The organism is Psychrobacter sp. ER1, from assembly GCF_048631835.1.
Taxonomy (GTDB): domain Bacteria; phylum Pseudomonadota; class Gammaproteobacteria; order Pseudomonadales; family Moraxellaceae; genus Psychrobacter.
This window is the reverse complement of the sequence record NZ_CP184640.1, coordinates 2,575,452-2,600,943: the sequence shown is the minus strand read 5'-3', so window position 1 is coordinate 2,600,943 and position 25,492 is coordinate 2,575,452. Positions and strand designations below refer to the sequence as shown.

Here is a 25,492-nt window from a genome sequence, read left to right as displayed (position 1 = left end):
AAGCGGCAACGATAATAACGTTTGCCGCCTTTTTTATGGTTTTAAATAGAGTGTTGAGACAGAAAGCGAATTAGGTTTTATTCAGTGATGACTTCTGCTTCAGCACTGACGGCATCAAAGCTAGTCACTTTATTGTTTCGGATAAGGTCGATAGTACCGCCACCAGCATGACTGACGAGTTGGATACTGCCGTCAGCTGATTGATAGGTAGGATTATTGCCTTGGCCTTCGGGTGCGCTCAATGTCATTTTTGGCTGGTTGGGACGAGTAATGATAGCGTTAAGCATACCAGCTGCCGACGTCTCAAAGACTACGGACAAACTCTCACCTGCTTCACTTTTATAACGGACATCAGTGATTTGTGCGCCTTTAATAGCTTGCTCTGGGTTAGGTTTTTCAGCGCTATCATTTGCCGTAGACGTAGTATCAGTAAGATCTTTATTTAACTCTGTTAAGCTCATATCACGTTCTGAATCAGTCTGCGCTACATTTTGAGCATCATCAACGTTGCTGTCTTTAGCTTCATCAACGTTGATATTGGTCGTTACGGGCTTGGTTTGCGTTGAGGTTTCAGCTGTAGTTGTATCAGTTGCTTCAGGTTCTGGATCTTTTTGACAAGCAGTCAGTAGCAATAGACTGAAGAAAATAGCAGGAGCCGTACGATAAAGCAGTTTAGATTTTCGTAAGTTTAGTGCTTTTGAGAAAGAAGTATTCATAATCAGCTTTATCCGTTAATGGCGCTCTACGTAACTGTGGTAATTGGCAAGGGTCAACCTGCTATTTATTGACAGTATATTATTACGTATTTACCGTAATCACCAGCTTACGCTGTCCACCATATACTTGCAGGTTTCTATGCTCACATAAATAAATACCTTGCCACGTACCCAGTCCTAACTCACCATCGACAAGCGGTATAGTCAAGCTTACTCCAAGCATCATGCTTTTGAGATGCGCTGGCAAGTCGTCTGAGCCTTCTAAGGTATGGCGATACTCTGGCTGATCTTCTGGTACGATTTTATTAAGCCATTCCTCTGTATCTAATCTGACATCTGGATCAGCATTTTCATTGATTGCAAGACTGGCTGACGTATGCAGCAAAAACAGATGAACCAACCCTACCTTGGCAGAGTGAGGTAGCAGCTGAGAAATCGCTTCTTCAACCTTCGGAGTGATGATATGAATGCCGCGCGCATAGGCGGGTAGAGTAAGGGTGGTTTGGTAATAGCTCATGGGGTATATCTCATTATTAGGATCGACATCAAATTAAGATATCATAAGACAGTATGAACTATGGAAATCGTTGCTGTTATTTACACAAGAGCCATTTATTCTTAAACAAGCGGCGTCTGTAGACGTGTACGATTGGGTGATAGGCGTGCGAGCATCGTCTCTGACAGTGGTGCGAATGACCCTAGCATCATATCTGCTAATGCTTCAGCACAAATAGGTGCCAATGCATAACCTTTTGCGCCCATTGCACTCATTGTCCATATCCTCCGCTGACTATTTGCCAATTGTCCAACGATAGGGTGGTAATCAGGCGTTTGGGTGCGAATGCCAGATCGTCCCTGCCATAGACTCGTATCTGCCGGAATGACAGATGCCATTTCAGGTATAGCAGTGATGAGCTTGTCTCGGCTAATATGATGTTCCTCGTCACGTATGTCAGTACTTGTGTCATTGCGGATAAAACTCGCACCAAGCAATAAATAGGGCTCGTCAGCGACCACAGTATTTAACTCGTCATCTCCACTCTGTGCTTTGAACCGCGCACAGTAACCACTATATTTAAGCGGTATTTTAGGTAGCTTTGTTAGTTGCTCCGTCGAGGGGTAAACCAAGACAGCTGCCCACGAATTTTACGGCAATCAAAAATACGCTGATCCAATTGATGACTTTCAAAAGCCGCACAAATGACAACATTATCAGCAGTCATAGTGACAGTGTTACGGTTTCCATCAATACCTTCGATACGAACCTGCTGCTCAGTCTCGTTGATTTCATTCACTTCTAACTGCTGAAAGTGAATGAGCGGATGAGTCAGTATGGTGTTTTTTAATGCTTGTGGATTGACCAGACCAGACTGCGGTAAGTACAAGTTCTCTGATAAGTCCTGCTCTTTTAGGCTACTAGTAACCTGTGCTTGCTCATGCGATAGGGTGGTCGCCATCTCGTCAGGATAGTCGGCAATTTGTTCTGTACCGATATTGGCTTTTATAAGCAAATCAAGGGCGCCAGTCAGTTCAAGTACCGGTGCTGTATTAAGCTGTACGGCTGTTTGATTAAGGTCTCGATATAGCCTGCTGCTATGGAGATAACCTATGGTATGCAGATGCTCGTCAACATGGTGAAGTGGCGTCATTTTGGGCGCAAGTAACGCTCTAGGATTGCCTGATGCGCCTGCTAAGGGCGCTGATTTATCTAATAAAGTAACGGTAATATCGCGATTGGCAAGCGACCAAGCTGTGAGCAACCCTGAGACACCTGCACCAATGACGACAGTGTAATCAAATGTGCTATAAGTCGTTTCTTGCTTTGCATCGTGGCTTTTATTATCACAACTTTTATTATCACAACTTTTATTATCGCTAGTAAGGTCACTACTTTCTGCATTAGTCATGATGGCCGTTAGCATTTCTCGCTTTCGACCAAAACCTCTGACTTTTTTAATTTGAAAGCCATGCTCTCTTAGTCCGCGCTTGACGATACCTGCACAGCTATAAGTAGCGGCAGTCGTATGAGGGCGTGATAGACGCTGCATTTGTCCAAAGATACTGTCAGCCCACAACGTACTGTTGCAAGAAGGCGCAAAACCATCTAAAAACCAAGCATCAATACAAGGCGTATGCTGGTTAGAATGGTCTAATGCCAGTTTGCTTAGACTTTCTGCTGCATCACCAAGCCACATATCGACGGTTAAGTTATCATAAGAAAAACTTAAACGATGACAGCCTGCAACCAGGGGCGGATATGCAGCCAAAAGTGGCTCAATAAATGCCATTAGCTCCGGTGCGCGCTCACCCCATAAAGCAAGTATCTGCGTCAAATCCGCTAGCGGTATAGGGAACTTTTCAGTAGTAATAAAGTGCAGGCGAGCCGTTGCTAATTGCGGATTGGTTTCACGTAATTGTCGCCACAATTGCCACGTCGCTAGTAGATTAAGCCCAGTTCCGAAGCCTAGCTCAGCAATCGTAAAGCATTGCTTTGGTGCAAGGTGTGCTAAACGCTCTGGTAACTGATTGTGCTCTAGAAACACGTGACGGGTCTCTGCCAAACCATCCGCATGAGAAAAATACACATCCCCAAACTCACCTGATACTGGCACCATATTGCCAGTATCATCCGTTTGCCAGTCAATCTTGGCAGGTGTGATAACGTTTAAGTGTTCAGGGTTTTGATGATTAGCGGTAGACATGAGACACTTCTTAGGAATATCAGTAACGGTAGCTCAACGGTCAATTGTGACGGATCAATGATATCGACATTTGGTCAGACGCAGCGAAGTAGAGTAATGCAAGTCAGTGCGAGTACAGCATATGCTACCAGCGCTCACGACGGACAAATACTAACCACGAGACAAAAATGCCGACTAATAGACTGATCAAAACGGTAAACGCACCGTATAGAAATAACTGTCCTTTACTTTCGTAAACCAAGACATTTACTTGGGTCTGCAAGTCGTTCACTTGGCGCTGCAGTTGTGCATTACGGCTGAGCAGTTCTTGATTGGCAGCTGACAATGCTTTAGTAGATGGTTGCAACTGTGCCGCCAAGGTATCATTGATATCTAGTGCTGAGTTTTTCGTTGGTAAAGCGCGCGCCGCTACTGGCCCAGTCAACGGCAGCACTGCTGTCGGATCGGTTGCATCGACAGCAGGTGTTATGGGCGCAGTGGGTGCAGCTTGCGCCGAAACAGCTGTCACTAACATAAGACCAATCAGGGCACTTTTGTAGAAACGGGTAGGTGAAAAAGAGACTCTCTGAATCACGATGCAGCTACTTGATTTTTGCTATCAGTTGGTGCTGGCAATGCTTGAACAAATGGTTTGATATCGACATGACTATACACGCCATCACGTAAGTAAGGCTCATCGTTTGCCCATGCTTGAGCCGCTTCGATAGAGTCAAAGTCTGCAATGATTAAGCTGCCTGACATATCACTTTTGCCATGCTCGATAGGCGTTGGACCTGCGATAACGAGACGACCCTCTTGGTGCAATGCTTTTAGGCGTTCAATGTGTTCAGTACGAGTAATCAGACGTTGTGCACTGCTATTAGCCACGTCATGACCAATGATTGCAAATAAAGACATGAGACTTCCTTAGTGAATAATAAAAAAGTAGTAATGAGCTTATATGGGCTTAGTATAAACGTCATAGCGACAAAGTGACTGCTGCTATGACAAGGCAACAGAAACTATTTAGTGGCTTTGTCCGTCAGTGCAGGGTTGAGATGCTTTTTCAACACGGCAAATTGAGCTACGACAAACACCAGCATAATTGGAATCCAGCCATAGGTCTTAAAGTTGATCCATGCTTCATCTGACATTGTGAACGCTGTGATATAATGTAGTACAGCCATTAGGGCAAAAAACAATGCCCAAGCAACGGTCAGCTTTTTCCAGCCGCTAACCGTCAAGGTAAATACCTCTTTCATAGCAAGCTGCATCAATGGCTTATTAATAGCGGCACTGACGAATAGCGTCAACGCAAAAATACCATTGATAATAGGCGACTTCCAGCGCAAATAAATATCATCACGCAATAGTAATGTGCCGCCGCAGAATAAAATCGTTAATAATAAGACAACCCATTGCTGCTTATCAAACTTACCTTTTTGACGAATAAAATGAATGGCGTAAACGATAATAGTGGCGACGAGCAAAGCCCCTGCCGCTGCTAAAATACCGTTATAACGCGCCGCGATAAAAAAGGCAATTAAGGGAATAAAGTCTAATAATGCTTTCATAGCAAAGGGTATATCCAACAAAAACGTATGGGGTAGTTTACACGTCTACCGCACCAAAAAAAGCAATCAACACGATAATCATGCGATATACGCAACCTACAGAGTAATACTTTCTTATTGCGCCTGATGACCATGTCACTGGCCAAATATAAACACAAATACAGCACCAATAACTGCTAAATCTACAGAATCAGTAAGACAAATCACAATACTCATAATCGTAGCAATGACTGTCTGTTAACTAGTTTTTATTCTACTCTTATTTTATCTAATACTTTAAGGCTTACCTTATGAAAATTGACTTACATTGCCATAGTACTTGTTCAGATGGTACCTATGCACCGACCGAGGTCATACAACGTGCTCATTCAGCGGGCATCAACGTATTGGCATTGACTGACCATGACACGCTGGCAGGGATTGATGAGGCAAGAGACGCTGCCGAGTGCCTGCGATATGCAGATTATTAATGGCGTTGAAATCAGTTGTGAACATACATTAAGCGGTGGTTACGGAAAGAATAAGTCTACCAATAAAATTATTCACGTACTTGGACTGGACTTTACTGATCGCGAAAAAATGCACGCAACGCTGCAGCAACTGCAAGACAGTCGAGCCACTCGTGGTCAGCGTATCGCCGAAAAATTGAGTGAGCTATTAGATATTAGTTATGATGAGCTATGGCAAGCAGTGCTCGATAAAGCAGGCGGTAATCCTCAAGCAGTCGGGCGCGCCCATATTGGACAGGTATTGTTTGAGCGCGGTGAAGTCAAAACCGTTCAAAAAGCCTTTGATAAGTACCTAGCAGATAATAAACCTGCTTATGTAGCGATCGAGGCGTTGACGATGCAGCATGGTATCGAGCTGATTCATGCTTGCGGCGGCAAAGCGGTGCTCGCACATCCTACGCGATATCAACTATCAGCGACACGCGTGCGTAAACTAATCGAAGAGTTTGCGCAGCTTGGCGGAGATGCTTGTGAACTACCAGCCACTAGTGAGCCGATTAGTACACGCAGAATGGTCGACCGTAGCATTGCTGAGCATGATCTTGCGGCATCTATTGGTAGTGACTTTCATGGTAGTAACATGCCTTGGCGACGTTTGGGCGATGTTCCTACTTTAAATGATGATCAGCAAGGGGTTTGGGAATCTTTTGCAACGCTTGCTTAGTGAATAGGATTTACCTTTTTACAGTTACTTCTAATAAGGTTATTTCCAATAGCGATAGGGCCTTATTTATCATGATGAATAAGGCCAAGAATGGGTAAGTAAACAAAATTATATTCATAGAGAAATTATTGGGAAATAAATGCGTAAAATAGATTGATAATAGGACCAGAACTTGTAACACTTGATGTGGGAATTTCAGAGCGAACAATATGCTTTGGCTTTGATTTTAGCACTTATCTATTCAACGCATTTATACCTTTTAATGTATTTATACTCTCTGCGGTAACCCTTCTATGGCTGTATCGATATCCCATCTAGGTTACAACAAAATCTCTCAAATGATTTTTGAGTGGCAAGCAGCTGACCGAACATCGCTGATGGCCTTATTTATCGTGTTAGAGGTATCATTGCATTGGTTCTGGTGCTTGTATGTCTGGTGGCAACAAGATGCGTTAAACACCTATGTGAACATACATTATCTATATCCATTATGGCTTGGGATTAGCTTTGTTGGACTGTTCTTTTTGTGCATGGTCAAAGGCTTATTTCATTCAAGCAATGACAACGACATTGTCTTAAGCAGATGGCAGATAGCTTTGGTTTTGGTTTACACTGCTTACATTTCTACTGTTATTGTAATGATAGGGTATAGCAGTTTGTTTGCAGGCGTGTCGCTCGTCGGCGGTGCTATGCTTGGCATGATGCTGATTAAGCGCCGCTATGCTTGGCGCATGTTTTGGCTGCATATTATCTTGATGCTATTAGCGATCATGTCGCCTTACTTTGGTATCAGTCTGCCTAATTTACGCCAATTGACTGTCATTCATCCCATGCTTGAAAGTCATAACTATCTAACTTACAACGAGATCATGGCTGCTGAAAATGCGGTTGCTGCGTTGGCTTTTGAGAACAACGTCTTAAATTGGGATAGTATCAACGAGCTACAGCGTTCATCCGCATTTTTTGGCGGTCGACGCATTTATATTTAGCGCTGCCAAAAGCGATTTTTATCGTTTATATGTTCCGTGCTTTGCTATTGGTATTAGATGATAGTCGGTTTGAGACCTTACGACATGCCAATCAGGACGAGCTTACCCAGCTTAAAAATCGTCGCTACGGTCTGAAAAAGATGAAGTATGCCTTGGCTACTGTGCGAGAATATCAAGACTTAAGCGTCATGCTGTTAGATTTGGACTGGTTCAAACAGATTAACGATAATTATGGACACGATGTAGGTGATCAGGTTCTAATTGAAATATCGCAGACGCTATCGCAGTCGTTAACAGATGAGTCAATTGTCAGTCGCTACGGCGGCGAAGAATTTTTGGTTGTAATGCCAGACACGAAGCATGATAGCGCTATGATGATTGCCGAGCAATTACGGCTAAATATTGCTGAACATGTCATGAAGATTGAAGGTCTGGCTGATTTTAATGTGACAGCAAGTTTTGGATTGTATACCTTAACTCACGAAGAGCGAGATTGTATTGCGCAAGGCTACAAAACGATCACACAGCAAAAGACCGTCGCTCGAACGTCACCTCTTATCAAGCCAATTGCTACTCAGCGTGCGGAAAGCAAAATAGCCTCAATGCAAAAGCTGCCTAGTGATATCTGCCAACGTTTAATTAGCACAGCAGATAAAGCCCTGTATGAAGCCAAGCACCGTGGTCGCAATCAAGTTGTCAGTGCAAATGAGATGTGGGCTGAAAAAGAAGGCGGTAAGCAATTGCTTTACAAAAGTCGTTAGCCATTAATTATTAGCGATCAGCCATGCCGCTAAGATTGTGTAAGTATTATCGGTATGGCTGATATTCTATTGATTAGTCCAATTTAGATGCCAGTTTCATTAATCCCTCCAATCAAGAAGCTAATTGCTGTACCAAGCTTGCGAGCACACTTGTGGCAAAGCTACCCGTCGTCAAAGTAAAGTTTAATACCAGCGTCTGATCGTCCGACCATTCCCAGCTTAACGCCTCAATCGGTAGACGTAGCGCTCGTCTTTGCGCCTTAATATCGCGCTGCTCTAATCCAGTTGCCAGTTGCATGAGTAGGGGCTGTGTTGTACTACCTCGGTCTCTAAATCTGCAGCGCTACCGGTGATTTTATCGTTACCCGTGCCCCATAGCACGGCAGTTGGATGAATATCGCCACTGTCAAGACGAGCATGCAACGTATCATCTAGTGTCTCACTAGTGAATATTGATCCTGAACCATCCAAATTAAACACTTCACCTGCTAGGCCAGTGTTCCAGCTACCATCACGTACCCGTGCTGCCAATATCTCATTAAATATCAAGCTACGTGCAGCAGACAATTCCATCGTATTTTGCTCGCGCGGGGCACGCTTACGTTTGCTCTTTTTTGGCTGCGGGCGAGGCTCTCGCGGCGGACGAGCAAACAGTGATAAAGCCTCTCTGACGTTATTACCCTGACGACCAAAACGCTGTGGACCAAAATAATTGGGTACGCCGTTTCTACCAATGCGCGTTAGGTGCTGCTCGACGGCCTCTTTTGCAGATAGTAGTTGCTCGGGTGATGCGTTACTTCCGTCATCAACATTTTCGTCACTAGCGCTCGCAAACTGGATATCACGTAAAGTAATAACAAACTGATTGGCACGGTGCGTACCGCGATTGAGTTTCTTATTGTGCCAGTGCTGCGCAAGGATAGTGACAGTCTCATTTTCGCCAATGTCCACTGGTGCAAACTCAGTAGGTGGCAATTGCTTCTTTGGTATGCGCAAACTAAACCACTGAGTCGTCAACGCGTGACGGTCTTTCAACCCTGAGTAGCCAACATCACGTAATGGAATGTCTGCCCACTCTGACAGTAGTTTCGCCAGATAAGTAGTATTCATGCCTGATTTTTCGATATGTAGCCATAAATGCTCACCTTCACCAGTGAAGTCTAATGGCAATAGCTCATTAACGATAAAATCAGTCGTATTGGCTTTATAAGTCGCTTGCTGTATTGGCTGCAAACTTGGCTGAGGCAAATTTTCAGTATCTGTAATAGTGGCAATATCCATATGAGCTAGGTCAATTTGCTCACTGGCTGTTTTCTCACTAGCTGTTCGTTCATTAGCGTTTTGAGCAACAGCTGTTGAATCAAGAGTAGCAGCTTGGCTATCTAAACTATCTTGAGAAGTAGTTATTTCGTTTTGGTTGTCTTGAGAAGTCATAAGGTCGTCTTTTATTTTGTTTATTAATAATGATTAGAAGTAAAAAGAGTGCGGAAAATAAAGTCGCATAATTACGTTTTGCAACGCAGCAAACATACAAAAAAACATCGTGTGCGCGGCGCTCTTGCTACTATCAATGCATAGCATATTAAAAATAATAGGATAAGTTGAATTTGTCTGGTTGGTTACGGTCATTTTCAACCTGCTGTCATTAGAAATCATTATAACTGTTAAGGAAGCATTATGACCGACGCAACGATCAACATAGCCACCATCAGTAAAGCGGATATCCCAAGCGGTGGTATGAAGTCGTATAAGCAAGAAGACGATAGTATCATTTTAATCACTCGTGATGATGATGAGTTCCGTGCATTCGATGGTAAGTGCCCACATGCGGGCGCAGATTTGGGTAACGGATTACGTTGTGGCAATCGGGTAGTTTGTCCTTGGCATCATGCGACTTTTGATAGTCGCGATGGCACCCTATTAGAGCCGATAGCGACAAAAAGTTTGACCCAGTATGAGCTGACTCATGATGGTGATAATCTGACAGTCGATACCTCAGCTCAGGTAACGGGGCAAGTCAAAAATGATAAATTAACTGACACCCATACTATTATCGTTGGTGGTGGCGGTGCAGGATTTATGACGGCCGACCAGTTGCGTCAGGGTGGCTATGGCGGCAAGATTACATTGATTAGTAAAGAGGATAAGGCACCTTACAATCGTCCTTTATTATCCAAAGCGTTTTTGGCAGGCAAGATGGACGAGGAGAAGCTGCTATTGGGCGGTGCTGATTGGGCGGATAACAATAATATTGAGTTACGCCTCAACCAAACGGTTAGCGAAGTGCTACCCAATGAAGCAACCATCGTTATAGAAGATAATGATGGCAACAGCGAGCGACAAACTGCAGACTTCTTGGTCGTCGCCACTGGCGCTAGACCAAACTTGCCACCTATCAAAGGTGCTGACATAGATGGAGTATATACGCTACGCAGCATGAATGATGCCAAATTAATTAAAGCGGCCAGTCATGATCAGCGTGTGGTGATCATTGGTACAGGTTTTATCGGTATGGAGACCGCTTCGGCATTAGCGCAAGCAGGCACGACAGCTTCTATCACAGTGATTGGGCAAGGTAGCCGTGTGATGGGCAATATTATCTCTGAAACGGTGAGTAACGCCTTAATTAAGTTACATGAAGAGAAGGGCATCAATTTTGTGTTTGACGCAACCGTCAATGAAATTACTAAGGTTGACCGTCAAGTAGATAAGGATGGAGATAACAATAACCAAGCTTTTTCAAATGTAGGCGGTGTCACGCTGGCGAATGGTGAGCATATTGATGCTGATATCGTGATATTGGGTACTGGCGTGTCTCCACGTACAGAGATATTGAGCGCAGTTAACGAACCAGATGGTGTACAAGTCGACGCTCATCTACAGCTGCGCGATGGCGTCTATGCGCTAGGTGATATTGCAAAAGCCACCAATCAAATGGGTCGCATGCGTATCGAGCATTGGCGCGTGGCATTGCAGCATGGCATGGTCACAGCAGCTGCGATATTAAATGACGACAGTGTTGACTCATTAGAGGCGCGTATTCCTTTCTTTTGGACCATGCAATATGGCAAGAGCCTACGCTATAGCGGTCATGCCGCGACACCAGATCACAATATCCTATTTGGTACGCCAGATACGCATGATTATATCGAATACTACTTCGATGGTAAAGGCGAGGATACACGGGCTAGTGCAGCAAGTACGCTTGGACGTGACAAAGAGCTGGTAGCCTTCTCTGAGCTATTACGCCGTGGTCATGCGCCGACACGTGCGCAGCTTAATGCAGGGCTCGATATTATTGAGCAAGCGCATGCATTATCGCGCTAGTACTATAGACTAATAAGTATTAGTATCTGGGGCATGTCATCAATTAGCACATGAATACATTTAGTGGTCTTAAAATGGCTAAATTTTGCTAAACATTGTCAGAAATCTTGCAAATATGTTCATATTAACGGCAATTTTTTCCTCGTTTATCTACAACTTTTCTCATTTTAAGCCTCACAATCTAATTAATGACATACCCTAGACTGGCTTAGTGATCTAAGCCAGTTTTTTATAGTCAAATCCATATAAATCCGCTACATCGTCATCCTTGTTAAGTATACTAATCTATAACTTACACTCGGTTTTGTTGTATCGAAATTATTTGAATGCAACTATACATAGACGGAAAAGGAAAAATTATAATATGAGCGAAAACAATATAAATAACAGCAATATGAAAACAGACCATTTTGATAAAGAGTCGGTATTTTTGCGTGAAGCGACATTAGAGGATATTGGCGCACTTGAGCAGTTATTGAACTGCTGCTATCGCGAGACAGCGGGCTGGACCAATGAGGCCGACTTAATCGGCGGTATCAGGACCACATCAGCGGAGCTCGCTGCTGTTATCAATGACCCTAATCACTATTATTTTGTTTATCCGAAAACCACAACAGGCGACCGTGATGGAGATGAGACGGGTGAGATACTTGGCTGTATCGCTGTCGATATTAAAACCGATGCTGACTCAAATAAAAAAGCCTATATCGGCATGTTTGCGGTACATCCTGTGCTACAAGGGAAGGGTGTTGGGAACGTGATTTTACAAGCGGCTGAGACCTTTGCAGATCGCCATTTACAGTCACTTAATCAGCCTAGCCGTCTGACTATGTCTATACTAAGTCATCGTCCTGAGCTTTTGGCTTATTATCAGCGCCGCGGTTATCAGCTAAATGGTAATAGTATGCCGTTTCCTGTCGATGGCAATAATGGCGAGCCTAAGCGCGATGACTTAGTGCTATTGGAGCTTGAGAAAATCGTTAACGCATAACAGCGGACTTTGCTTTATGCGCCCCAAAAGTGACCAAAAGTCATAAATAGCCCAATGCTGAGCAAGATAAATGCCACAATAATTAAGCGCTTGAACCAGTTAAAAGCAGGCAAGCGGGTCGCAGGGTCATCAGACATCAAAAATGCAAACAAGAACAATAAACTTGCTGCTAAAGTCATAATGCCTAAGCCAACAGGTAAAATATAAAGGTAGACGGCTACCATCTTGCAACTCTCTTATCGTTTATTAGAATACTGGCATAATAACAGCAAGGATATTGAACTGTCTGCAAGTCACTTGAGGCTAAGGCATAAAAAGAGCAAGATACTAGCAAAGATAAAAGGCTATAAAAAGCAGTGCTATTGACAAAGAAATTATGTTGGGTTTTATAGGGTGTTTAGGTATACTTTGAGCACTACCTAATCGAAACGAGAATACGATGAGAAGTATAAAAAAATTAGCAATTATCGCTGTATTGACACCGCTCTTTGCCGCTTGCTCGAGCGGCCCCTCTGATAGTGATGTAGAAGAGCTGATTCAGGCGCAGTATGACAAGGCCAATAGCATCATGGACGATGCAATGGTGCAAGCGGGTGATGATGAAATGGCAAAAGCTGTGAGCGGCATGATGGCAGGTATGATGCCAACGCTTGAGAGCGTAGACAATGTCAGCTGTGATACGACTGAGGGTGACAACACTTATCTGTGTACCGCTGATGTCACGCAAACCATCGGCGGCAATAGTCGTACTGATAGCGGCGCTTTTAAGGTCAGTGATGTCAATGGCGAATGGGTATTGACGCCATAGTGGTTTATAAAACTGCTTAAATTAATGATATAAACAGGGCGCTTAAGTAGCGCCTTTTTTGCTTAACAAGAGCTAATCAGTGGTCTATATTGTTCTAGAAGGCCTATGATAATAAAAAATAAGCGAATAAGGAGTACGCAATGTCTAGCAATATTCTATCTAAGGTCTTGTTTAAAAGAGCATTCAGAGCAACGACAATAGCAAGTGGCTTCCTCGTGTTTACGTCAACATTGTCAGCTACGGCTCAAGCTTCAAATCAGCACTATCAAATTGAAGAGTTTTCTGACGATTACTCTGCCATCATTATCCCAGCAGAGGATGAAGATGGCGAGTCAAATAGTATTATTAAGGTTATCAATGCAAAAACTGGGCAAACCATGATTAGTCAGCCTGCTAGTCTCGATATTGAATATGAGTTGGACAACAGTAAAGAGCGTCAACTAAGCGACAAAATTAGCGCTAATATTGCCAATAGGTATTATGGCGAGCATAGCGTACTGATATACGATGACTTTAATTTTGATAATCAAAAGGACTTAGCACTAAGAGATGGACGCAATGGCTGTTATGGTGGACCTTCTTACCAAGTCTATCTAAAAAAGGATAATACTTTCATTCATAGTGATGGATTTACGGATCTGGCACAGGGATACTGTGGTTTTTTTGGCATCGATAAAGACAGTGAAACCTTGAACACTATGACCAAAAGCGGTGCTGCGTGGCATCAGTTTTCAGAGTATAAGGTGATCAACGATGAACCAGTCGTTGTCCGTATCATTGAGGAGGAGTGGAATAACAGAAGCCTGCTATCTATTACTGAAAGCAAAAAGATCAAGGGCAAAATGAAGGTCGAGAACTATGAAATGCTACCACCTTATGTCGAACAAGCAGAAAACCCATTTCCCTATATCTATATGCTGACAGTAGATAATGATAAAAAATGGTGCTCGATAGTCAGTATAAAGATGGCAGCGAGCAATTATATTATGCTTTTGCAGATGAGGAGGGCCGAATTGAGCTGCTTTATGAAGGACAGTTTGACTATGATAAAACAAAGAAAACACTGAGCTTCACCAACAGACCTGTACTTTATAAAATTAATAATCAAGGCATCACGGTAAAACTACCTAATAATACGGTTCAGTTAAAACCGCAACCTAAAAGCGTGCTTGGCAGTTTAGATAATGTCGTTCAGTTTAAGAATGTCAGAGTAAAATAAAGAATATTGAAGTAATTCGTTAAAGCGAGATATAGTCCTCAAACCTAGCAAAAAAGGCGACTCCTTCAAGAGTAGCCTTTATAATAAATTGCTTAGTACGACTATCAAATTATCAAATCAACGCACATATTAACGCATCGTCACAAACTCTTCTGCACCGGTTGGATGAATAGCAACGGTATTATCAAAGTCTGCTTTAGTCGCGCCCATTTTAATCGCAACGGCAAAGCCTTGAATCATCTCATCGACGCCAAAACCAATACCATGCAGGCCAATGACTTTTTCGTCATTGCCCAAGCATACTAGTTTCATGGTGCATTTTTGACGATGTTGAGTGACCGCGCTATACATATCGGTAAACGTTGAGGTATAACACTTGATATTTTCTTTGCCATAGCGTTCCACCGCGTCGATTTCAGACAGGCCAATCGTACCGATAGCAGGGTGAGTAAAGATTACGGTCGGTATCAACGAGTAGTCCAAATGCTCATTGGGTTTATTATTAAACAGACGCTCAGATAAGCGGCGACCAGCGGCAATCGCTACGGGCGTTAGATCTACGCTGTTCTCGATAATATCGCCAACCGCATAAATACCATCGACGTTGGTGTTTTGGAATTTATCGACTTTAATTTTACCCGTCTCGGTTGTCTCGACCCCTGTCACTTGCAGGTTGATACCATCAGTCGATGGCGCACGACCAATCGCCCAGATCAAGCAGTCAACAGTGTCGATACAGTCTTCACCGCCATCGTTGGTGGTCAAATCAAGGCTGTCATCGTCATTTTTATTGACTTCATTGATCACCGTGTTGGTGTGTAATTTGATGCCAGCTTGTTCCATTTCTATCAGCAAAGTCTCTACGATAGTATGGTCAAACGTACGTAGTGGCGAGTGTTTGCGCACATACAAATGCACCTCGGCACCCAGACTGTTTAACACGCCTGCGATCTCGACAGCGATATAGCCTGCGCCCACAATCGCCACGCGTTTTGGTAAATGATTCAACGCAAAAATCCATCAGAATCGATGCCGTATTCTGCACCTTTAATATCTGGCTGAATAGGATAACCGCCCGTAGCAATCAAAATATGGTCAGCGGTAATCAGCTCGCCATTTACTTCTACGGTATTGGTATCGACAAACTTAGCAAAGCCTTTGATCACTTCGACGCCGTTTTTAGCCAAGTTATTATCATAAGCGCGGTGAATGTTTTCGATGTATTGTTGGCGGCTCTGTACCAGCTTTTGGAAATCAAAACCTTTAACATCGACATCAAAACCATAATCTGGCGCATATTTATGGATGGCTTCAGCCACTTGCGCGCCATACCACATGACCTTTTAGGCACACAACCCAAATTCACACAAGTGCCGCCCAATTGGTTGGCTTCGATAATGGCGCATTTTTTGCCATAGTTTGCTGCACGGTTGAGTGAGGCAATGCCGCCGCTACCGCCACCAATGGCGATATAATCATAATGTTTGGTCATAATTAGGTCTCTTTATTGAATTGTTATGGGTGCTATTTCCGACTCTACTGTAATGGGTCTTATCATTCATCTTACAAGTTTTTTATGGTTAAGATGTGTTGAATCGCTTGAGTATAAATGGTGTTTGATTAAGAAAAGCTTAGCATTTAGATATTTAAATCTACTCAAACCCATCTATACAATAGGGCGACGTCTATAAAATAACAGCCCAGGGATAGACAAGCCAAGCACCAATCCTGAGGTCACAAACAGCGCTTCAAATAAGTACACCATCATTTGGCTAAATAACTCGTCTGAAAAGCCGAAATAACCAATCTGTACCATGCTGACCATCGCTTTATAGGCGGCGATACCAGGCATCATACAGATGACACTGGGCGAGATGAGCGCTTTGGGCGGTAGGGTATATTTCTTAGAAAAGTACACACCCAAAAAGCTGGCAAGCATCGCCCCAAAAAAGCTAGCAACCACGATATGAATGTGCTGATAAACGAGAGCTGTCTTTAACCCAAAGCCAAACGCTGTCATCAGTAAACAAGGCAAGATATAGCGTTTGGGTACGCTAAACATCAGCGTCCAACCAAGGGTAATGATGCAAGACAGTATGACGGTCTCAATAAACCACATCTTAAAACCCCCAGTGCTGTATGCGAAGTAAAACCAGCGCTATCACGATACCAACGCACGCGGATAAGGTGAGCATATAGGTAAAGACCGCACGCCCAACGCCAATATTGACATAGCCTTTGAGTATGTCTGAGAACGAGTTAATCAACGGAAAGCTGGGCACCAGTAGCAACACGCTAGAGGCAACAGCGATATCGGCATTATTACCAATATCAAAATAATAGGTCGTCGCCCCAATAAGAGAAGCAATAAAAGCCGTCACAATGACAGTGATAAAGGGATTGAAATGATGCTTGGATAGATAAATACGAGTGAGCATCGCAACCATGCCAGCGATAAATGTCACCGCCGTAATCGACCAACTACCACCATTTAGATAAGCAAACGCCGCACAAGATGCGCCAACAAATATACTTACGAGCCACGTTGGATATACGGTCTTATCCAACTCATCAAAGGCAAGGGTCGTGCGGTCAATCAAATCGGTACTGTCGACAGTAGCTTCAGTTTTATTGATTATTTGCTGGATCTGCACCAATAAGTTGACATTGATGCTCTGATTAATCGTGTCTCTGGTGGTGGTAATACAGCGCTCGTCACAGATAGTCGTTAGGGTAATAGCATTAAAGTTCAGCGAACATTCGACGCTGTTCATCCCCAAGGCAAGCCCCAAGCGTTTGGATAAGTCCACCACTACGGCAGACTCAGCGCCATACTGCATAAGGAGTAATCCGCAGCGCACGCATAGTCGAGTAATGCGCTGCTGCTTTACGTAGCTGATAGAGGTCATGGGTGAGATACGCAGGTTGGTATTGATACACTATTATAAAGGGTATAGGTGCTGACGCGCAGACAATATCAGTCATTATCGAATATTATGTTGGCTGCTATTATAAAAATTTTTGGCAAGGAGTATAAAATGCACATCGCTATTTTGACATTGACGTTTGCATTGCCCGGTTGTGGCTCGCTAAAGAAAAACGCCACCGTATGGGCGGCTTGCACGCGCGCTTTGGCAATACGCCAAGTGTCGCGGTATGCGAAAGCGGCGGCCGCGCGCGCCATGATGCTAGTGAGTGGACGTTTGTGATCGTTGGACTGTCAAAACGTGAGGTCGAGTCGCAATGTAGTCAAATTGAGGAAAAGCTAGAGCGTACGGTGGATGCAAGGGTGATGAATATTGAAAGAGAGTTTGTTTAGGTTAATTGGTTTTATATCTTAATTCTGAAAAATGTTTAACTTGTAGGTTGGGTGGAGCTTGCGACACCCAGAAAATAATACTAATTTTCAAGGATTCCTACATAAAATTTTAACGAATCTTACTCAATATAATGTTCATTATATCTTGCTTAGTCTGTGGATCTATATGACTAGTATTACTTAGTTTGTCACATAAAGAAGTTAAGGTTATTTTCTCATATGCTTTAGCCCTGTCCTCGACTTCACTTAATCTAAATAAATTACAAAAAGTAATTGTTTCCGAGCCTTTACTGGTTTTGGAAAAGAAGACACAATTGTTAATTATATCTATATGTTCTGAGTAATTATCGTAGTGTGCATGAATTATCTTTATATGATTACTACTGCGTGGATACCTTACTAATGGTTTTTTCAAAACTTCTTTAGTGCTTTTTATCGTATTGCAAGCGGGACAACTCAAAGCTAAATTTTTACCATTGAAAGTGAATTTTTCATACTTACTTTTAGGTAGTATATGTTCAATATCAACTTGTTTAATATCATGGCCTAGTTGGTTTTTACAATAGCAGCAAGTATTTGCTTGTTGTGGTCTCAGATGATCAACAATATTTTTTTGATGCCATCAAATATTACTTTTTCCCAATCAGTATGAGAAGTAAAGTTGTCTTTAATACATTGTAGTTCTTCTATAGAAAAAATATATGGGATATGGATCCTATCAGTCATAAGAAATCGCTTTAAATATTGCTTCAATAACAGGTTTTATAGGATCGTTATCAAGAAGAGAAGGATAGAAAGATTTTAAATTATTCTGAATAAACTTCAATTCTTCATTAGATCTTTTGTTGTCACTCAACAATAAAAGAGCTTTAGAAACGCTCTGATATAAATCAAAATTTCTAGTTGTTTCCATTTCAAAAACATTTAATAAAATATCTTCAGCTGACCATCCGTAAGTTGATTTTTCAAGTCCATTTGCACATATAACACCTTTTTTGTTTTTTAAAGATATTACAGAGGAGTTGCTTGGTTTTAGGTCAGAAGCTAAGAAAGGTGAATGAGAAGCAATAATTATATGGCATCCAGAAACATTTTCTAGAATCTTATTTAATAAGTCAATATATTTTGATTGCCACAAAGGATGAAGACTTATTTCAGGTTCATCGATTAGTACTAAGCTATTATCTTTGAGTAATGGTACAAGTGATATTAACGTTGATAAAATATTTGCTTCTCCAGAGCTGGCTTCTCTGAAGTTGAATGAACTTCCACCTTTTTTATACACTTGGACTCTAAACGTACTAATAATTCCTACTTTTCTCAAAATGTTAATTAAATCATACTCATAGGTTTTTTCACTATATAAAGAGTTATCCTGGCTAATTCTATTAATATTTTTTTCTGAAAAATTAACAATTATTTCATTTATACGATTTTTAGATAGAATGCTGTCATTAATAAGATTACATAAGTCATAAGCTCTTTCTTTTACTATATTTATAGTACTTTCACTTCTATCAAAAAACTTTTTTCGTAATAATTCTCAGCATAAGCTACTAAGATTTCTGGATTAATACTATTGTGGTAATCTTCAAAAGATGAGGTGTTTAATTTATATTCTAATCTCAGTACAGGTTCGTAATCCAAATAATCAAATATGTGTCTATAGTTTCTTGAGATATCAAACTGTGAATAGCTTTCAAAAATTATCTCTAAAGCTCGATTCATTAAAGCTGTACTTGAGAAGCTATTTATCCTATTCCTCATTCCTAAATAGTTATAGTCAAAATCTCTATGGTATAACTCAAGGGTTGAGTTTTTAATATTTCTAAAACTCTGATCCATGGGGAATTTATCTGAAATACTATTCGTAATAGCTATTATTTTTGAAGGTGGAAAATTGTAGTCAAATTCTGAATAATTAAATGAGTGATTCTCTCTATCTTTTCTGCTTATATCTTTGAAAAAATTTGCTATTCTACTTAGTATTCTGCTTTTTCCAGTTCCATTATTGCCAACAATTAGAGTGAAGTAGTTATCGTATTTAGAGTCTGAGTCATCAACTAAATTAATTTCATTAGTATTAATCGATTTAGTATCTAGTGCAAGACTATATAGTCTGAATCCACTCATGATTTTAACTCTATTATTTTAGATGTCATTTGGCTAAAAAATTTTTAGTCCGCTATTGTGCTTAGCTTCAAATTGTATACAGTTCTCAGGGAGAAAGCTATAGCATGCTAGCTGAAGGTGAAATGAGCAAGTGGCAATGATAACGCCCAAAAAAGGCCACTCCCTAAAGAGTGGCCTTTTATCATTAATCATCTAAAAAATGCTAATTATTGCGGACGGCCTTGACCATGTCCTTCAGGTTTTTATACCCTTTTACAGTCATACAGGCTTCTAGTTTTTTCATATCACTTTGGCTTGGACGATTCTCTTTAGACATTTTTACGCCAGCTCGTTGAGCACAGTCATCCATGGCTTGCTTCATATCCGCTGACATCGCAGGTCTTTGATGGTTGCGATCGCTTGTGCCATTTGATGTGCCGCCTGACGCACAGGCGCTAACGCCAACAGTAGATGCCAAGATAATAAATAGTAATTTTTTCATAAGAAGTCCTTAAGAGTTTCAGAGGTCATGCAGGAGTGAGTAATGTCAATTTGTGTTGGCTATATCGTTATTAACCAGTTGTTTCTATATCGTATGCGTTTACGCGTCATATCTAACCATTTAAATATTAATGCATTTAACTTTTAAGTATCTTTAATAAATATTAAGAAAGGTAACGTAGTGAAGTAACTTAAGTCTTAGTTTATATATCAATTTTCATTCATAGCTTATAGTTTGCGCTTTGCCTTATACCAACCAATAAAAAGGCCACCCTATAAAGAGTGACCTTTTATCAATCATGACTAACGGTATTAGCTGACTTCTTTCATACCTTGCTCAAGCATCGGCTTTAAGAATATACCCGTGTAGGATTCTTTGACTTCAGCCACTTCCTCAGGCGTACCCTCAGCGATAATCATACCACCACCTTTACCGCCTTCAGGGCCAAGATCAATCACCCAATCCGCCGTCTTGATAACATCCAAATTGTGCTCGATGACCACGATGGTATTACCTTTATCGCGTAGGGCATGCAGGATATTGAGCAGCTTATCGATATCATGGAAATGCAAACCAGTGGTTGGTTCATCCAAGATATACAGCGTCTGTCCCGTATCGCGTTTGGCAAGCTCACGCGCCAGTTTGACACGTTGCGCTTCACCACCCGAGAGTGTTGGCGCAGACTGACCCAAGCGAATGTAACTCAGACCGACATCCATCAATGCTTGCAGACGACGATAGATCGCTGGTATCGCTGAGAAGAACTCAACGGCATCTTCAACCGTCATATCGAGCACATCAGCAATCGTTTTGCCTTTATAGTGAATCTCTAGTGTCTCGCGGTTGTAGCGTTTGCCTTCACAGGTATCACAAGGCACATACATATCTGGTAAGAAATGCATCTCAACCTTAATGAGACCATCACCTTGGCACATCTCACAGCGTCCGCCTTTTACGTTGAAACTAAAGCGACCAGGCTTATAACCGCGGGCACGCGCTTCTTGCGTCTGGGCAAACATCTCACGCACAGGGGTAAACACGCCTGTATAAGTCGCTGGGTTTGAGCGCGGCGTACGGCCGATTGGACTTTGATCGATATCGACCATTTTGTCCAAATGCTCAAGACCGCTAATGCTTTCAAACTTATCGGCAATCAGCGTTGAGGCATTGTTTAACTGAGTCGCTGCCAATGGCATAAGCGTACGGTTAATCAACGTTGATTTACCCGAACCTGAGACACCAGTCACACAAGTCATGATACCAACAGGAATGGTCAAATCCACATCATGTAGGTTGTTACCTGACGCGCCTTTTAGCTCGATGGTCATTGGGACTTTTTTGGCTTTGGCCTTACCTTTGACTTCTACATCGATGGTTTTAGCTTTATGACGCACAGTTGGAATCTCGATTTTTTCTTACCAGACATATATTGTCCAGTCAGCGATTCTTTGTTTGCCATGATGTCATCGACCGTACCTTGAGCGATGACATGACCGCCGTGCACACCGGCACCGATACCGATATCGATGACGTGATCTGCTTGGCGAATGGCGTCTTCGTCATGTTCAACGACCAGTACGGTATTGCCCAAATCACGCAGGCGCGTTAGGGTTTTTAGCAGGCGATCGTTGTCACGTTGATGCAGACCGATTGATGGCTCATCAAGTACATACATGACGCCCATCAGACCAGCACCTATTTGGCTAGCCAGACGAATACGCTGTGCTTCACCGCCCGATAGTGTTTCGGCAGAGCGAGCAAGGGTCAAATAATCAAGCCCAACGCTCACAAGGAAGTTTAGACGCTCATTAATCTCTTTAAAGATTTTTTCGGCAACTTCGCCTTTGTGACCGCCAATCTTCAGCGTTTTATAATAGTCAGCCGCATCACCGATAGATAGCTTAACGATTTCTGCAATGGTCTGATCATCAACACGGACATTGCGTGAGATTTCATTCAGACGTGCACCATCACAAACGTTACAAGTGGTATCAGCCAGATATTTAGCCAACTCATCACGGACAAGGTTACTTTGTGTCTTAGCATAACGACGCTCTAGGTAAGGAAGCACACCTTCAAACGGTACGGTTTTATTGGTCTTACGACCGCGCTCATCGGTAAAGTTAAAGGTCAGCTTTTCTTTACCAGAGCCGTGCATGATAAGGTCTTGCTGCTCTTTTGACAGATCTTGCCATGGCGCATCCATATCGATTTTAAAATGCTTACAGACGGTACTAAGTAAACCAAAATAGTACGCATGACGCTTATCCCAACCATTGATAGCGCCTTGGTTAAGTGACTTCTCATGATGAGTAATCAGTTTTTCAGCGGCGAAATATTGACGTTTACCGAGACCATCACAGCTTGGGCACGCGCCATATGGATTGTTAAAACTGAACATGCGTGGCTCAAGCTCAGACACCGCGCGATCACAGACAGGGCAAGAGTGCTTGGCTGACATCACTTGGTTTTCGTCACCGCCTTCTTTTTGGATTACCATCCATAAAGTGTAGCGTGACCAGCCCTTGGCCTAGACGTAACGCCGTCTCTAAGCTCTCAGCAACACGGTTGCCCAAGTCATCACGGACTTTAAAGCGATCGACCACCACTTCGATGGTATGTTTTTCTTTTTATCCAGGGTCGGTAGCTCGTCAGTGTCATAGACATCACCATCGACGCGTACACGGACAAAGCCTTGCCCAATCAGCTGCTCAAGCAAGACGGTATGTTCACCTTTACGCTCGCGAATCACCGGTGCCAAAATCATAATCTTGGTGTCATCTGGCAAGGCCATGACCTGATCGACCATCTCAGTGACCGACTGCGCGACCATTGGCTCACCGTGCTCAGGGCAATATGGCGTACCAATGCGTGCATATAACAGGCGCAGATAATCATAAATCTCGGTAATCGTACCGACGGTCGAGCGTGGGTTATGGTTGGTTGATTTTTGCTCGATAGCAATCGCAGGGGATAGACCCTCGATACTATCGACATCAGGTTTCTCCATTTGCGAGAGGAACTGACGAGCGTATGCGGATAAACTCTCGACATAACGACGTTGCCCTTCGGCATACAGAGTGTCAAATGCCAATGAAGATTTACCAGAGCCAGATAGGCCAGTGATTACCACGAATTTATCTCGTGGAATGTCTAAATCGATGTTTTTAAATTATGAGTACGTGCGCCGCGTATTGCGATATGGTCATGTGCCATCGGTTACAGGTTTCCTATTTGCTAAAAGGGGATTGGGAAATATCTCAAGTCAAAAAGTAAATACAGATCAGTAAAATGGTTGGTTAAAACGTGAATAATTCTAAATTTATGATGTTGTTATAAGTAGTGTTGTTATAAGTAGCGTTGTTATAAAGGGTAACGTTATAAATAATGTCGTTATGAACAGTGTCGTTATAAAAGGTACATACATTGATAAGGTAAAAGTTAAGCCAGCCTAGTTGTTCATTTGCTATTGTTATTTGGCTTTATGTTGCTTGTCGTTCTTATGATGATTTTTATAGGACTAAGCAAATCTAAATCAAATCAGTGTTAAGTAACAGGCATCGTTTGTTATGGTTTTGACCAAAAATGTCATTTTATAGAAGCGTTCGTCGTTACGTAGATATGGTGAGTGAGCCATTAATTGTGCTGACAACGTTTTACTTTATTGTCATGGTGACAGCATTATTCAAGGTGTCACTGTGCATCTGATGCACTTGGTAACAAAATAATCTCGTAATATGAATGGCTTGGGTTAAGGGCGCATACGTTACTGCACCAGTAAGACAAAAGTCTCGGCAACCAAACGGCGAATGTCTTATACTAGGGGGCTTGATTTATAGGCCAATGCCTTGATAAACCAGTAGTGATAAATCATGGTATGGCACAGTGTTAGTCGTGAAAGATAGCAATGAGCAACCAGCAATGATCAACCAGTGAGGCAAGTATGAATAGCGTAGAGAAACGGGCAATCCTCGGAGTCGGTGGCATCTTTGCCTTACGTATGATTGGCTTGTTTATGATTGTGCCGGTATTTTCTGTTTATGGTGACAATTATGCACACGCGACGCCGTTTTTAATTGGTTTGGCCGTTGGTATTTATGGCTTAGGGCAGGCCATCTTTCAGATACCGATGAGTTTGGCTGCTGATAAATTCCCGCGTAAGCCTATTATCTTTTGGGATTGATACTGTTCGCTGTCGGCGGCATGATTGCAGCAAATGCGACTGATATTTACGAAGTGATTATTGGTCGGGCGCTGGCAGGTAGTGGCGCGGTCTCTGCTGTGCTTATGGCACTATTGGCAGATGTGACTCGTGAGGAAATGCGTACCAAAGCGATGGCCACGATGGGTCTGACGATTGCGACCTCTATTATGCTCGCCTTTGCTTTTGGTCCATTATTAGTCGGCTCGCTCGGTATCTCTGGGCTGTTTTGGCTAACATCAGGGTTTGCTATTTTGGCGATGCTGCTATTGGTGGTAGTACCGACGCCTATGCGCGTGCTCAAGCACAATCTAGATAACAAAACCATCGGTCAACAGTTGGCCACTGTCCTTAAGATTGGCGATCTTAACCGTTTACATATTGGTATCTTTGCGCTACATCTGACGATGACGGCGATATTTGTGATATTGCCGCACCAGCTCAGTGACGTACTTGGCTTGTCAGTACGTCAGCAAGGCATGGTGTATTTGCCACTATTGTTTATTGGCTTCGCCATCGCGATACCGTTTATCATAATCGCTGAAAAGAAACGCAAAATGCGTCAGGTTTTTTTGGGTGCGATTGCATTAATGACCGCCGCTTTAGCAATACTCGCGCTTGGTAGTCAGGTCGGTGTTGGTATTATATTTGGTTTGCTGCTGTACTTTATGGGCTTTAATCTACTTGAGGCAACGATTCCTTCGTGGATATCTAAGCGTGCACCAGTCGCCAATAAAGCGACCGCGATGGGTCTTAACTCCTCTAGTCAATTCTTTGGTGCATTTGTAGGCGGGGCAATGGGTGGTCTGTTATTAAGTCAGCCTAATTTGTTGGCGTGGGGCATGCTGGCTATTATTATGGGTGCCGCACTACTTATCATTATTCCCATTTCTCAGCCTCCTTATCTATCGAGCACGACAGTTACTATTCCTAAAGACATCAATATTCAAGATTGGTCACGGCAGATGTTGGCAGTAGATGGTGTTGATGAGCTGGTCGTAATGGCAAAAGAGCAAGTCGCCTATTTAAAATTAGATAAGACACAGTTGACGGATGATTCACGTCAGCAGCTATCGAGTTTGGCGCAGAGTCCGCTAGATATATAACAACTTTAGGCTT

At 42.6% G+C, this 25,492-nt stretch carries 23 protein-coding genes and 4 pseudogenes; 9 read left to right on the top strand and 18 right to left on the bottom strand.

Features of this window, described 5'->3' with window-relative positions:
- Window positions 1–77: 77 nt before the first annotated feature.
- From ACOBWA_RS12095 to ispZ, 7 genes are all read right to left on the bottom strand, one after another.
- A complete protein-coding gene (locus ACOBWA_RS12095; protein ID WP_420229498.1) occupies window positions 78–716 on the bottom strand; it encodes a hypothetical protein in 639 nt (212 codons plus the stop codon).
- 82 nt (window positions 717–798) lie between these two features.
- A complete protein-coding gene (locus tag ACOBWA_RS12090; RefSeq protein WP_420229497.1) occupies window positions 799–1,233 on the bottom strand; it encodes a secondary thiamine-phosphate synthase enzyme YjbQ in 435 nt (144 codons plus the stop codon).
- A gap of 101 nt (window positions 1,234–1,334) precedes the next feature.
- Window positions 1,335–1,844: an FAD-dependent oxidoreductase gene (locus ACOBWA_RS12085; protein ID WP_420229496.1), complete on the bottom strand. Its 510-nt coding sequence runs from the start codon at window positions 1,842–1,844 to the stop codon at window positions 1,335–1,337.
- Window positions 1,817–3,418, bottom strand: coding sequence for a tRNA (5-methylaminomethyl-2-thiouridine)(34)-methyltransferase MnmD (mnmD, locus tag ACOBWA_RS12080; protein WP_420229495.1), 1,602 nt, complete (start codon window positions 3,416–3,418; stop codon window positions 1,817–1,819). The genes ACOBWA_RS12085 and mnmD overlap by 28 nt, the downstream gene beginning before the upstream one ends.
- Before the next feature lie 124 nt (window positions 3,419–3,542).
- Window positions 3,543–3,932: a hypothetical protein gene (locus ACOBWA_RS12075; protein WP_261869048.1), complete on the bottom strand. Its 390-nt coding sequence runs from the start codon at window positions 3,930–3,932 to the stop codon at window positions 3,543–3,545.
- Window positions 3,933–3,988: 56 nt separating this feature from the next.
- On the bottom strand, window positions 3,989–4,315 hold the full coding sequence (locus ACOBWA_RS12070) for a YciI family protein (protein WP_420229494.1): 327 nt from the start codon (window positions 4,313–4,315) through the stop codon (window positions 3,989–3,991).
- 104 nt (window positions 4,316–4,419) lie between these two features.
- Complete coding sequence (ispZ, locus tag ACOBWA_RS12065) at window positions 4,420–4,971, bottom strand: septation protein IspZ (RefSeq protein ID WP_420229493.1); 552 nt, start codon at window positions 4,969–4,971, stop codon at window positions 4,420–4,422.
- A gap of 290 nt (window positions 4,972–5,261) precedes the next feature.
- Here ispZ and ACOBWA_RS12060 point away from each other — a divergent pair.
- The 3 genes and pseudogenes from ACOBWA_RS12060 (at window position 5,262) to ACOBWA_RS12050 (ending at window position 7,894) form a co-directional block, all read left to right on the top strand.
- A pseudogene (locus tag ACOBWA_RS12060) lies at window positions 5,262–6,144 on the top strand (PHP domain-containing protein).
- A gap of 293 nt (window positions 6,145–6,437) precedes the next feature.
- Complete coding sequence (locus ACOBWA_RS12055) at window positions 6,438–7,133, top strand: hypothetical protein (RefSeq protein WP_420229492.1); 696 nt, start codon at window positions 6,438–6,440, stop codon at window positions 7,131–7,133.
- A gap of 29 nt (window positions 7,134–7,162) precedes the next feature.
- On the top strand, window positions 7,163–7,894 hold the full coding sequence (locus tag ACOBWA_RS12050; protein ID WP_420229491.1) for a GGDEF domain-containing protein: 732 nt from the start codon (window positions 7,163–7,165) through the stop codon (window positions 7,892–7,894).
- Between the two features lie 112 nt (window positions 7,895–8,006).
- On the opposite strand, the gene ACOBWA_RS12045 is transcribed toward ACOBWA_RS12050, so the two are convergent.
- Both ACOBWA_RS12045 and truD read right to left on the bottom strand, forming a co-directional pair.
- Complete coding sequence (locus tag ACOBWA_RS12045; RefSeq protein WP_420229490.1) at window positions 8,007–8,192, bottom strand: hypothetical protein; 186 nt, start codon at window positions 8,190–8,192, stop codon at window positions 8,007–8,009.
- On the bottom strand, window positions 8,171–9,328 hold the full coding sequence (truD, locus tag ACOBWA_RS12040; protein ID WP_420229489.1) for a tRNA pseudouridine(13) synthase TruD: 1,158 nt from the start codon (window positions 9,326–9,328) through the stop codon (window positions 8,171–8,173). The genes ACOBWA_RS12045 and truD overlap by 22 nt, the downstream gene beginning before the upstream one ends.
- Before the next feature lie 243 nt (window positions 9,329–9,571).
- Between truD and ACOBWA_RS12035 the strand changes: the two genes are divergently transcribed.
- Window positions 9,572–11,221 (top strand): FAD-dependent oxidoreductase, encoded by a 1,650-nt coding sequence (locus tag ACOBWA_RS12035; protein ID WP_420229488.1) that lies wholly within the window; start codon window positions 9,572–9,574, stop codon window positions 11,219–11,221.
- 364 nt (window positions 11,222–11,585) lie between these two features.
- Window positions 11,586–12,212, top strand: coding sequence for a GNAT family N-acetyltransferase (locus tag ACOBWA_RS12030; RefSeq protein ID WP_420229487.1), 627 nt, complete (start codon window positions 11,586–11,588; stop codon window positions 12,210–12,212).
- Window positions 12,213–12,226: 14 nt separating this feature from the next.
- Here the strand turns inward: ACOBWA_RS12030 and ACOBWA_RS12025 are convergent, their stop codons facing one another.
- On the bottom strand, window positions 12,227–12,436 hold the full coding sequence (locus ACOBWA_RS12025; protein ID WP_025644536.1) for a hypothetical protein: 210 nt from the start codon (window positions 12,434–12,436) through the stop codon (window positions 12,227–12,229).
- A 215-nt stretch (window positions 12,437–12,651) separates the two neighbouring features.
- Here ACOBWA_RS12025 and ACOBWA_RS12020 point away from each other — a divergent pair, with 215 nt between their 5' ends.
- Together ACOBWA_RS12020 and ACOBWA_RS12015 are read left to right on the top strand one after the other, a co-directional pair.
- On the top strand, window positions 12,652–13,020 hold the full coding sequence (locus ACOBWA_RS12020; protein ID WP_201601527.1) for a hypothetical protein: 369 nt from the start codon (window positions 12,652–12,654) through the stop codon (window positions 13,018–13,020).
- Between the two features lie 140 nt (window positions 13,021–13,160).
- Window positions 13,161–14,087, top strand: coding sequence for an XAC2610-related protein (locus ACOBWA_RS12015; RefSeq protein ID WP_420229486.1), 927 nt, complete (start codon window positions 13,161–13,163; stop codon window positions 14,085–14,087).
- 281 nt (window positions 14,088–14,368) lie between these two features.
- Here the strand turns inward: ACOBWA_RS12015 and gorA are convergent.
- The 3 genes and pseudogenes from gorA to ACOBWA_RS12000 form a co-directional block, all read right to left on the bottom strand.
- Window positions 14,369–15,731, bottom strand: a pseudogene (gene gorA / locus ACOBWA_RS12010) (glutathione-disulfide reductase).
- Between the two features lie 174 nt (window positions 15,732–15,905).
- Entirely contained in the window at window positions 15,906–16,358 is a 453-nt protein-coding gene (locus tag ACOBWA_RS12005; protein WP_057761340.1) for a threonine/serine exporter family protein, read from the bottom strand.
- A gap of 1 nt (window position 16,359) precedes the next feature.
- Window positions 16,360–17,148 carry a threonine/serine ThrE exporter family protein gene (locus ACOBWA_RS12000; RefSeq protein WP_420229485.1) on the bottom strand — a complete coding sequence of 263 codons (789 nt, stop codon included), beginning with the start codon at window positions 17,146–17,148 and terminating at the stop codon, window positions 16,360–16,362.
- Window positions 17,149–17,318: 170 nt separating this feature from the next.
- Here ACOBWA_RS12000 and ACOBWA_RS11995 point away from each other — a divergent pair, with 170 nt between their 5' ends.
- Entirely contained in the window at window positions 17,319–17,558 is a 240-nt protein-coding gene (locus ACOBWA_RS11995) for a DUF503 family protein (RefSeq protein ID WP_420229484.1), read from the top strand.
- A gap of 109 nt (window positions 17,559–17,667) precedes the next feature.
- On the opposite strand, the gene ACOBWA_RS11990 is transcribed toward ACOBWA_RS11995, so the two are convergent.
- From ACOBWA_RS11990 to uvrA, 5 genes and pseudogenes are all read right to left on the bottom strand, one after another.
- Window positions 17,668–18,072 carry a hypothetical protein gene (locus tag ACOBWA_RS11990; RefSeq protein ID WP_420230772.1) on the bottom strand — a complete coding sequence of 135 codons (405 nt, stop codon included), beginning with the start codon at window positions 18,070–18,072 and terminating at the stop codon, window positions 17,668–17,670.
- A gap of 204 nt (window positions 18,073–18,276) precedes the next feature.
- Window positions 18,277–18,942: an AAA family ATPase gene (locus ACOBWA_RS11985; protein ID WP_420230771.1), complete on the bottom strand. Its 666-nt coding sequence runs from the start codon at window positions 18,940–18,942 to the stop codon at window positions 18,277–18,279.
- A gap of 113 nt (window positions 18,943–19,055) precedes the next feature.
- On the bottom strand, window positions 19,056–19,691 hold the full coding sequence (locus ACOBWA_RS11980; protein ID WP_420229483.1) for a hypothetical protein: 636 nt from the start codon (window positions 19,689–19,691) through the stop codon (window positions 19,056–19,058).
- Window positions 19,692–19,893: 202 nt separating this feature from the next.
- Entirely contained in the window at window positions 19,894–20,172 is a 279-nt protein-coding gene (locus ACOBWA_RS11975) for a hypothetical protein (protein ID WP_420229482.1), read from the bottom strand.
- Between the two features lie 311 nt (window positions 20,173–20,483).
- Window positions 20,484–23,388: pseudogene (gene uvrA / locus ACOBWA_RS11970) on the bottom strand (excinuclease ABC subunit UvrA).
- A gap of 727 nt (window positions 23,389–24,115) precedes the next feature.
- Here uvrA and ACOBWA_RS11965 point away from each other — a divergent pair.
- Window positions 24,116–25,479, top strand: a pseudogene (locus tag ACOBWA_RS11965) (MFS transporter).
- Window positions 25,480–25,492 lie beyond the last annotated feature (13 nt).

Bases quoted from the DNA above. Each gene is read 5' to 3' on its own strand.
- ACOBWA_RS12095 (WP_420229498.1), bottom strand. From the start codon at position 716: ATGAATACTTCTTTCTCAAAAGCACTAAACTTACGAAAATCTAAACTG.
- ACOBWA_RS12090 (WP_420229497.1), bottom strand. From the start codon at position 1,233: ATGAGCTATTACCAAACCACCCTTACTCTACCCGCCTATGCGCGCGGC.
- mnmD (WP_420229495.1), bottom strand. From the start codon at position 3,418: ATGTCTACCGCTAATCATCAAAACCCTGAACACTTAAACGTTATCACA.
- ACOBWA_RS12075 (WP_261869048.1), bottom strand. From the start codon at position 3,932: ATGTTAGTGACAGCTGTTTCGGCGCAAGCTGCACCCACTGCGCCCATA.
- ACOBWA_RS12070 (WP_420229494.1), bottom strand. From the start codon at position 4,315: ATGTCTTTATTTGCAATCATTGGTCATGACGTGGCTAATAGCAGTGCA.
- ispZ (WP_420229493.1), bottom strand. From the start codon at position 4,971: ATGAAAGCATTATTAGACTTTATTCCCTTAATTGCCTTTTTTATCGCG.
- ACOBWA_RS12055 (WP_420229492.1), top strand. From the start codon at position 6,438: ATGGCTGTATCGATATCCCATCTAGGTTACAACAAAATCTCTCAAATG.
- ACOBWA_RS12050 (WP_420229491.1), top strand. From the start codon at position 7,163: ATGTTCCGTGCTTTGCTATTGGTATTAGATGATAGTCGGTTTGAGACC.
- ACOBWA_RS12045 (WP_420229490.1), bottom strand. From the start codon at position 8,192: ATGCAACTGGCAACTGGATTAGAGCAGCGCGATATTAAGGCGCAAAGA.
- truD (WP_420229489.1), bottom strand. From the start codon at position 9,328: ATGACTTCTCAAGACAACCAAAACGAAATAACTACTTCTCAAGATAGT.
- ACOBWA_RS12035 (WP_420229488.1), top strand. From the start codon at position 9,572: ATGACCGACGCAACGATCAACATAGCCACCATCAGTAAAGCGGATATC.
- ACOBWA_RS12030 (WP_420229487.1), top strand. From the start codon at position 11,586: ATGAGCGAAAACAATATAAATAACAGCAATATGAAAACAGACCATTTT.
- ACOBWA_RS12025 (WP_025644536.1), bottom strand. From the start codon at position 12,436: ATGGTAGCCGTCTACCTTTATATTTTACCTGTTGGCTTAGGCATTATG.
- ACOBWA_RS12020 (WP_201601527.1), top strand. From the start codon at position 12,652: ATGAGAAGTATAAAAAAATTAGCAATTATCGCTGTATTGACACCGCTC.
- ACOBWA_RS12015 (WP_420229486.1), top strand. From the start codon at position 13,161: ATGTCTAGCAATATTCTATCTAAGGTCTTGTTTAAAAGAGCATTCAGA.
- ACOBWA_RS12005 (WP_057761340.1), bottom strand. From the start codon at position 16,358: ATGTGGTTTATTGAGACCGTCATACTGTCTTGCATCATTACCCTTGGT.
- ACOBWA_RS12000 (WP_420229485.1), bottom strand. From the start codon at position 17,148: ATGACCTCTATCAGCTACGTAAAGCAGCAGCGCATTACTCGACTATGC.
- ACOBWA_RS11980 (WP_420229483.1), bottom strand. From the start codon at position 19,691: ATGAGTGGATTCAGACTATATAGTCTTGCACTAGATACTAAATCGATT.
- ACOBWA_RS11975 (WP_420229482.1), bottom strand. From the start codon at position 20,172: ATGAAAAAATTACTATTTATTATCTTGGCATCTACTGTTGGCGTTAGC.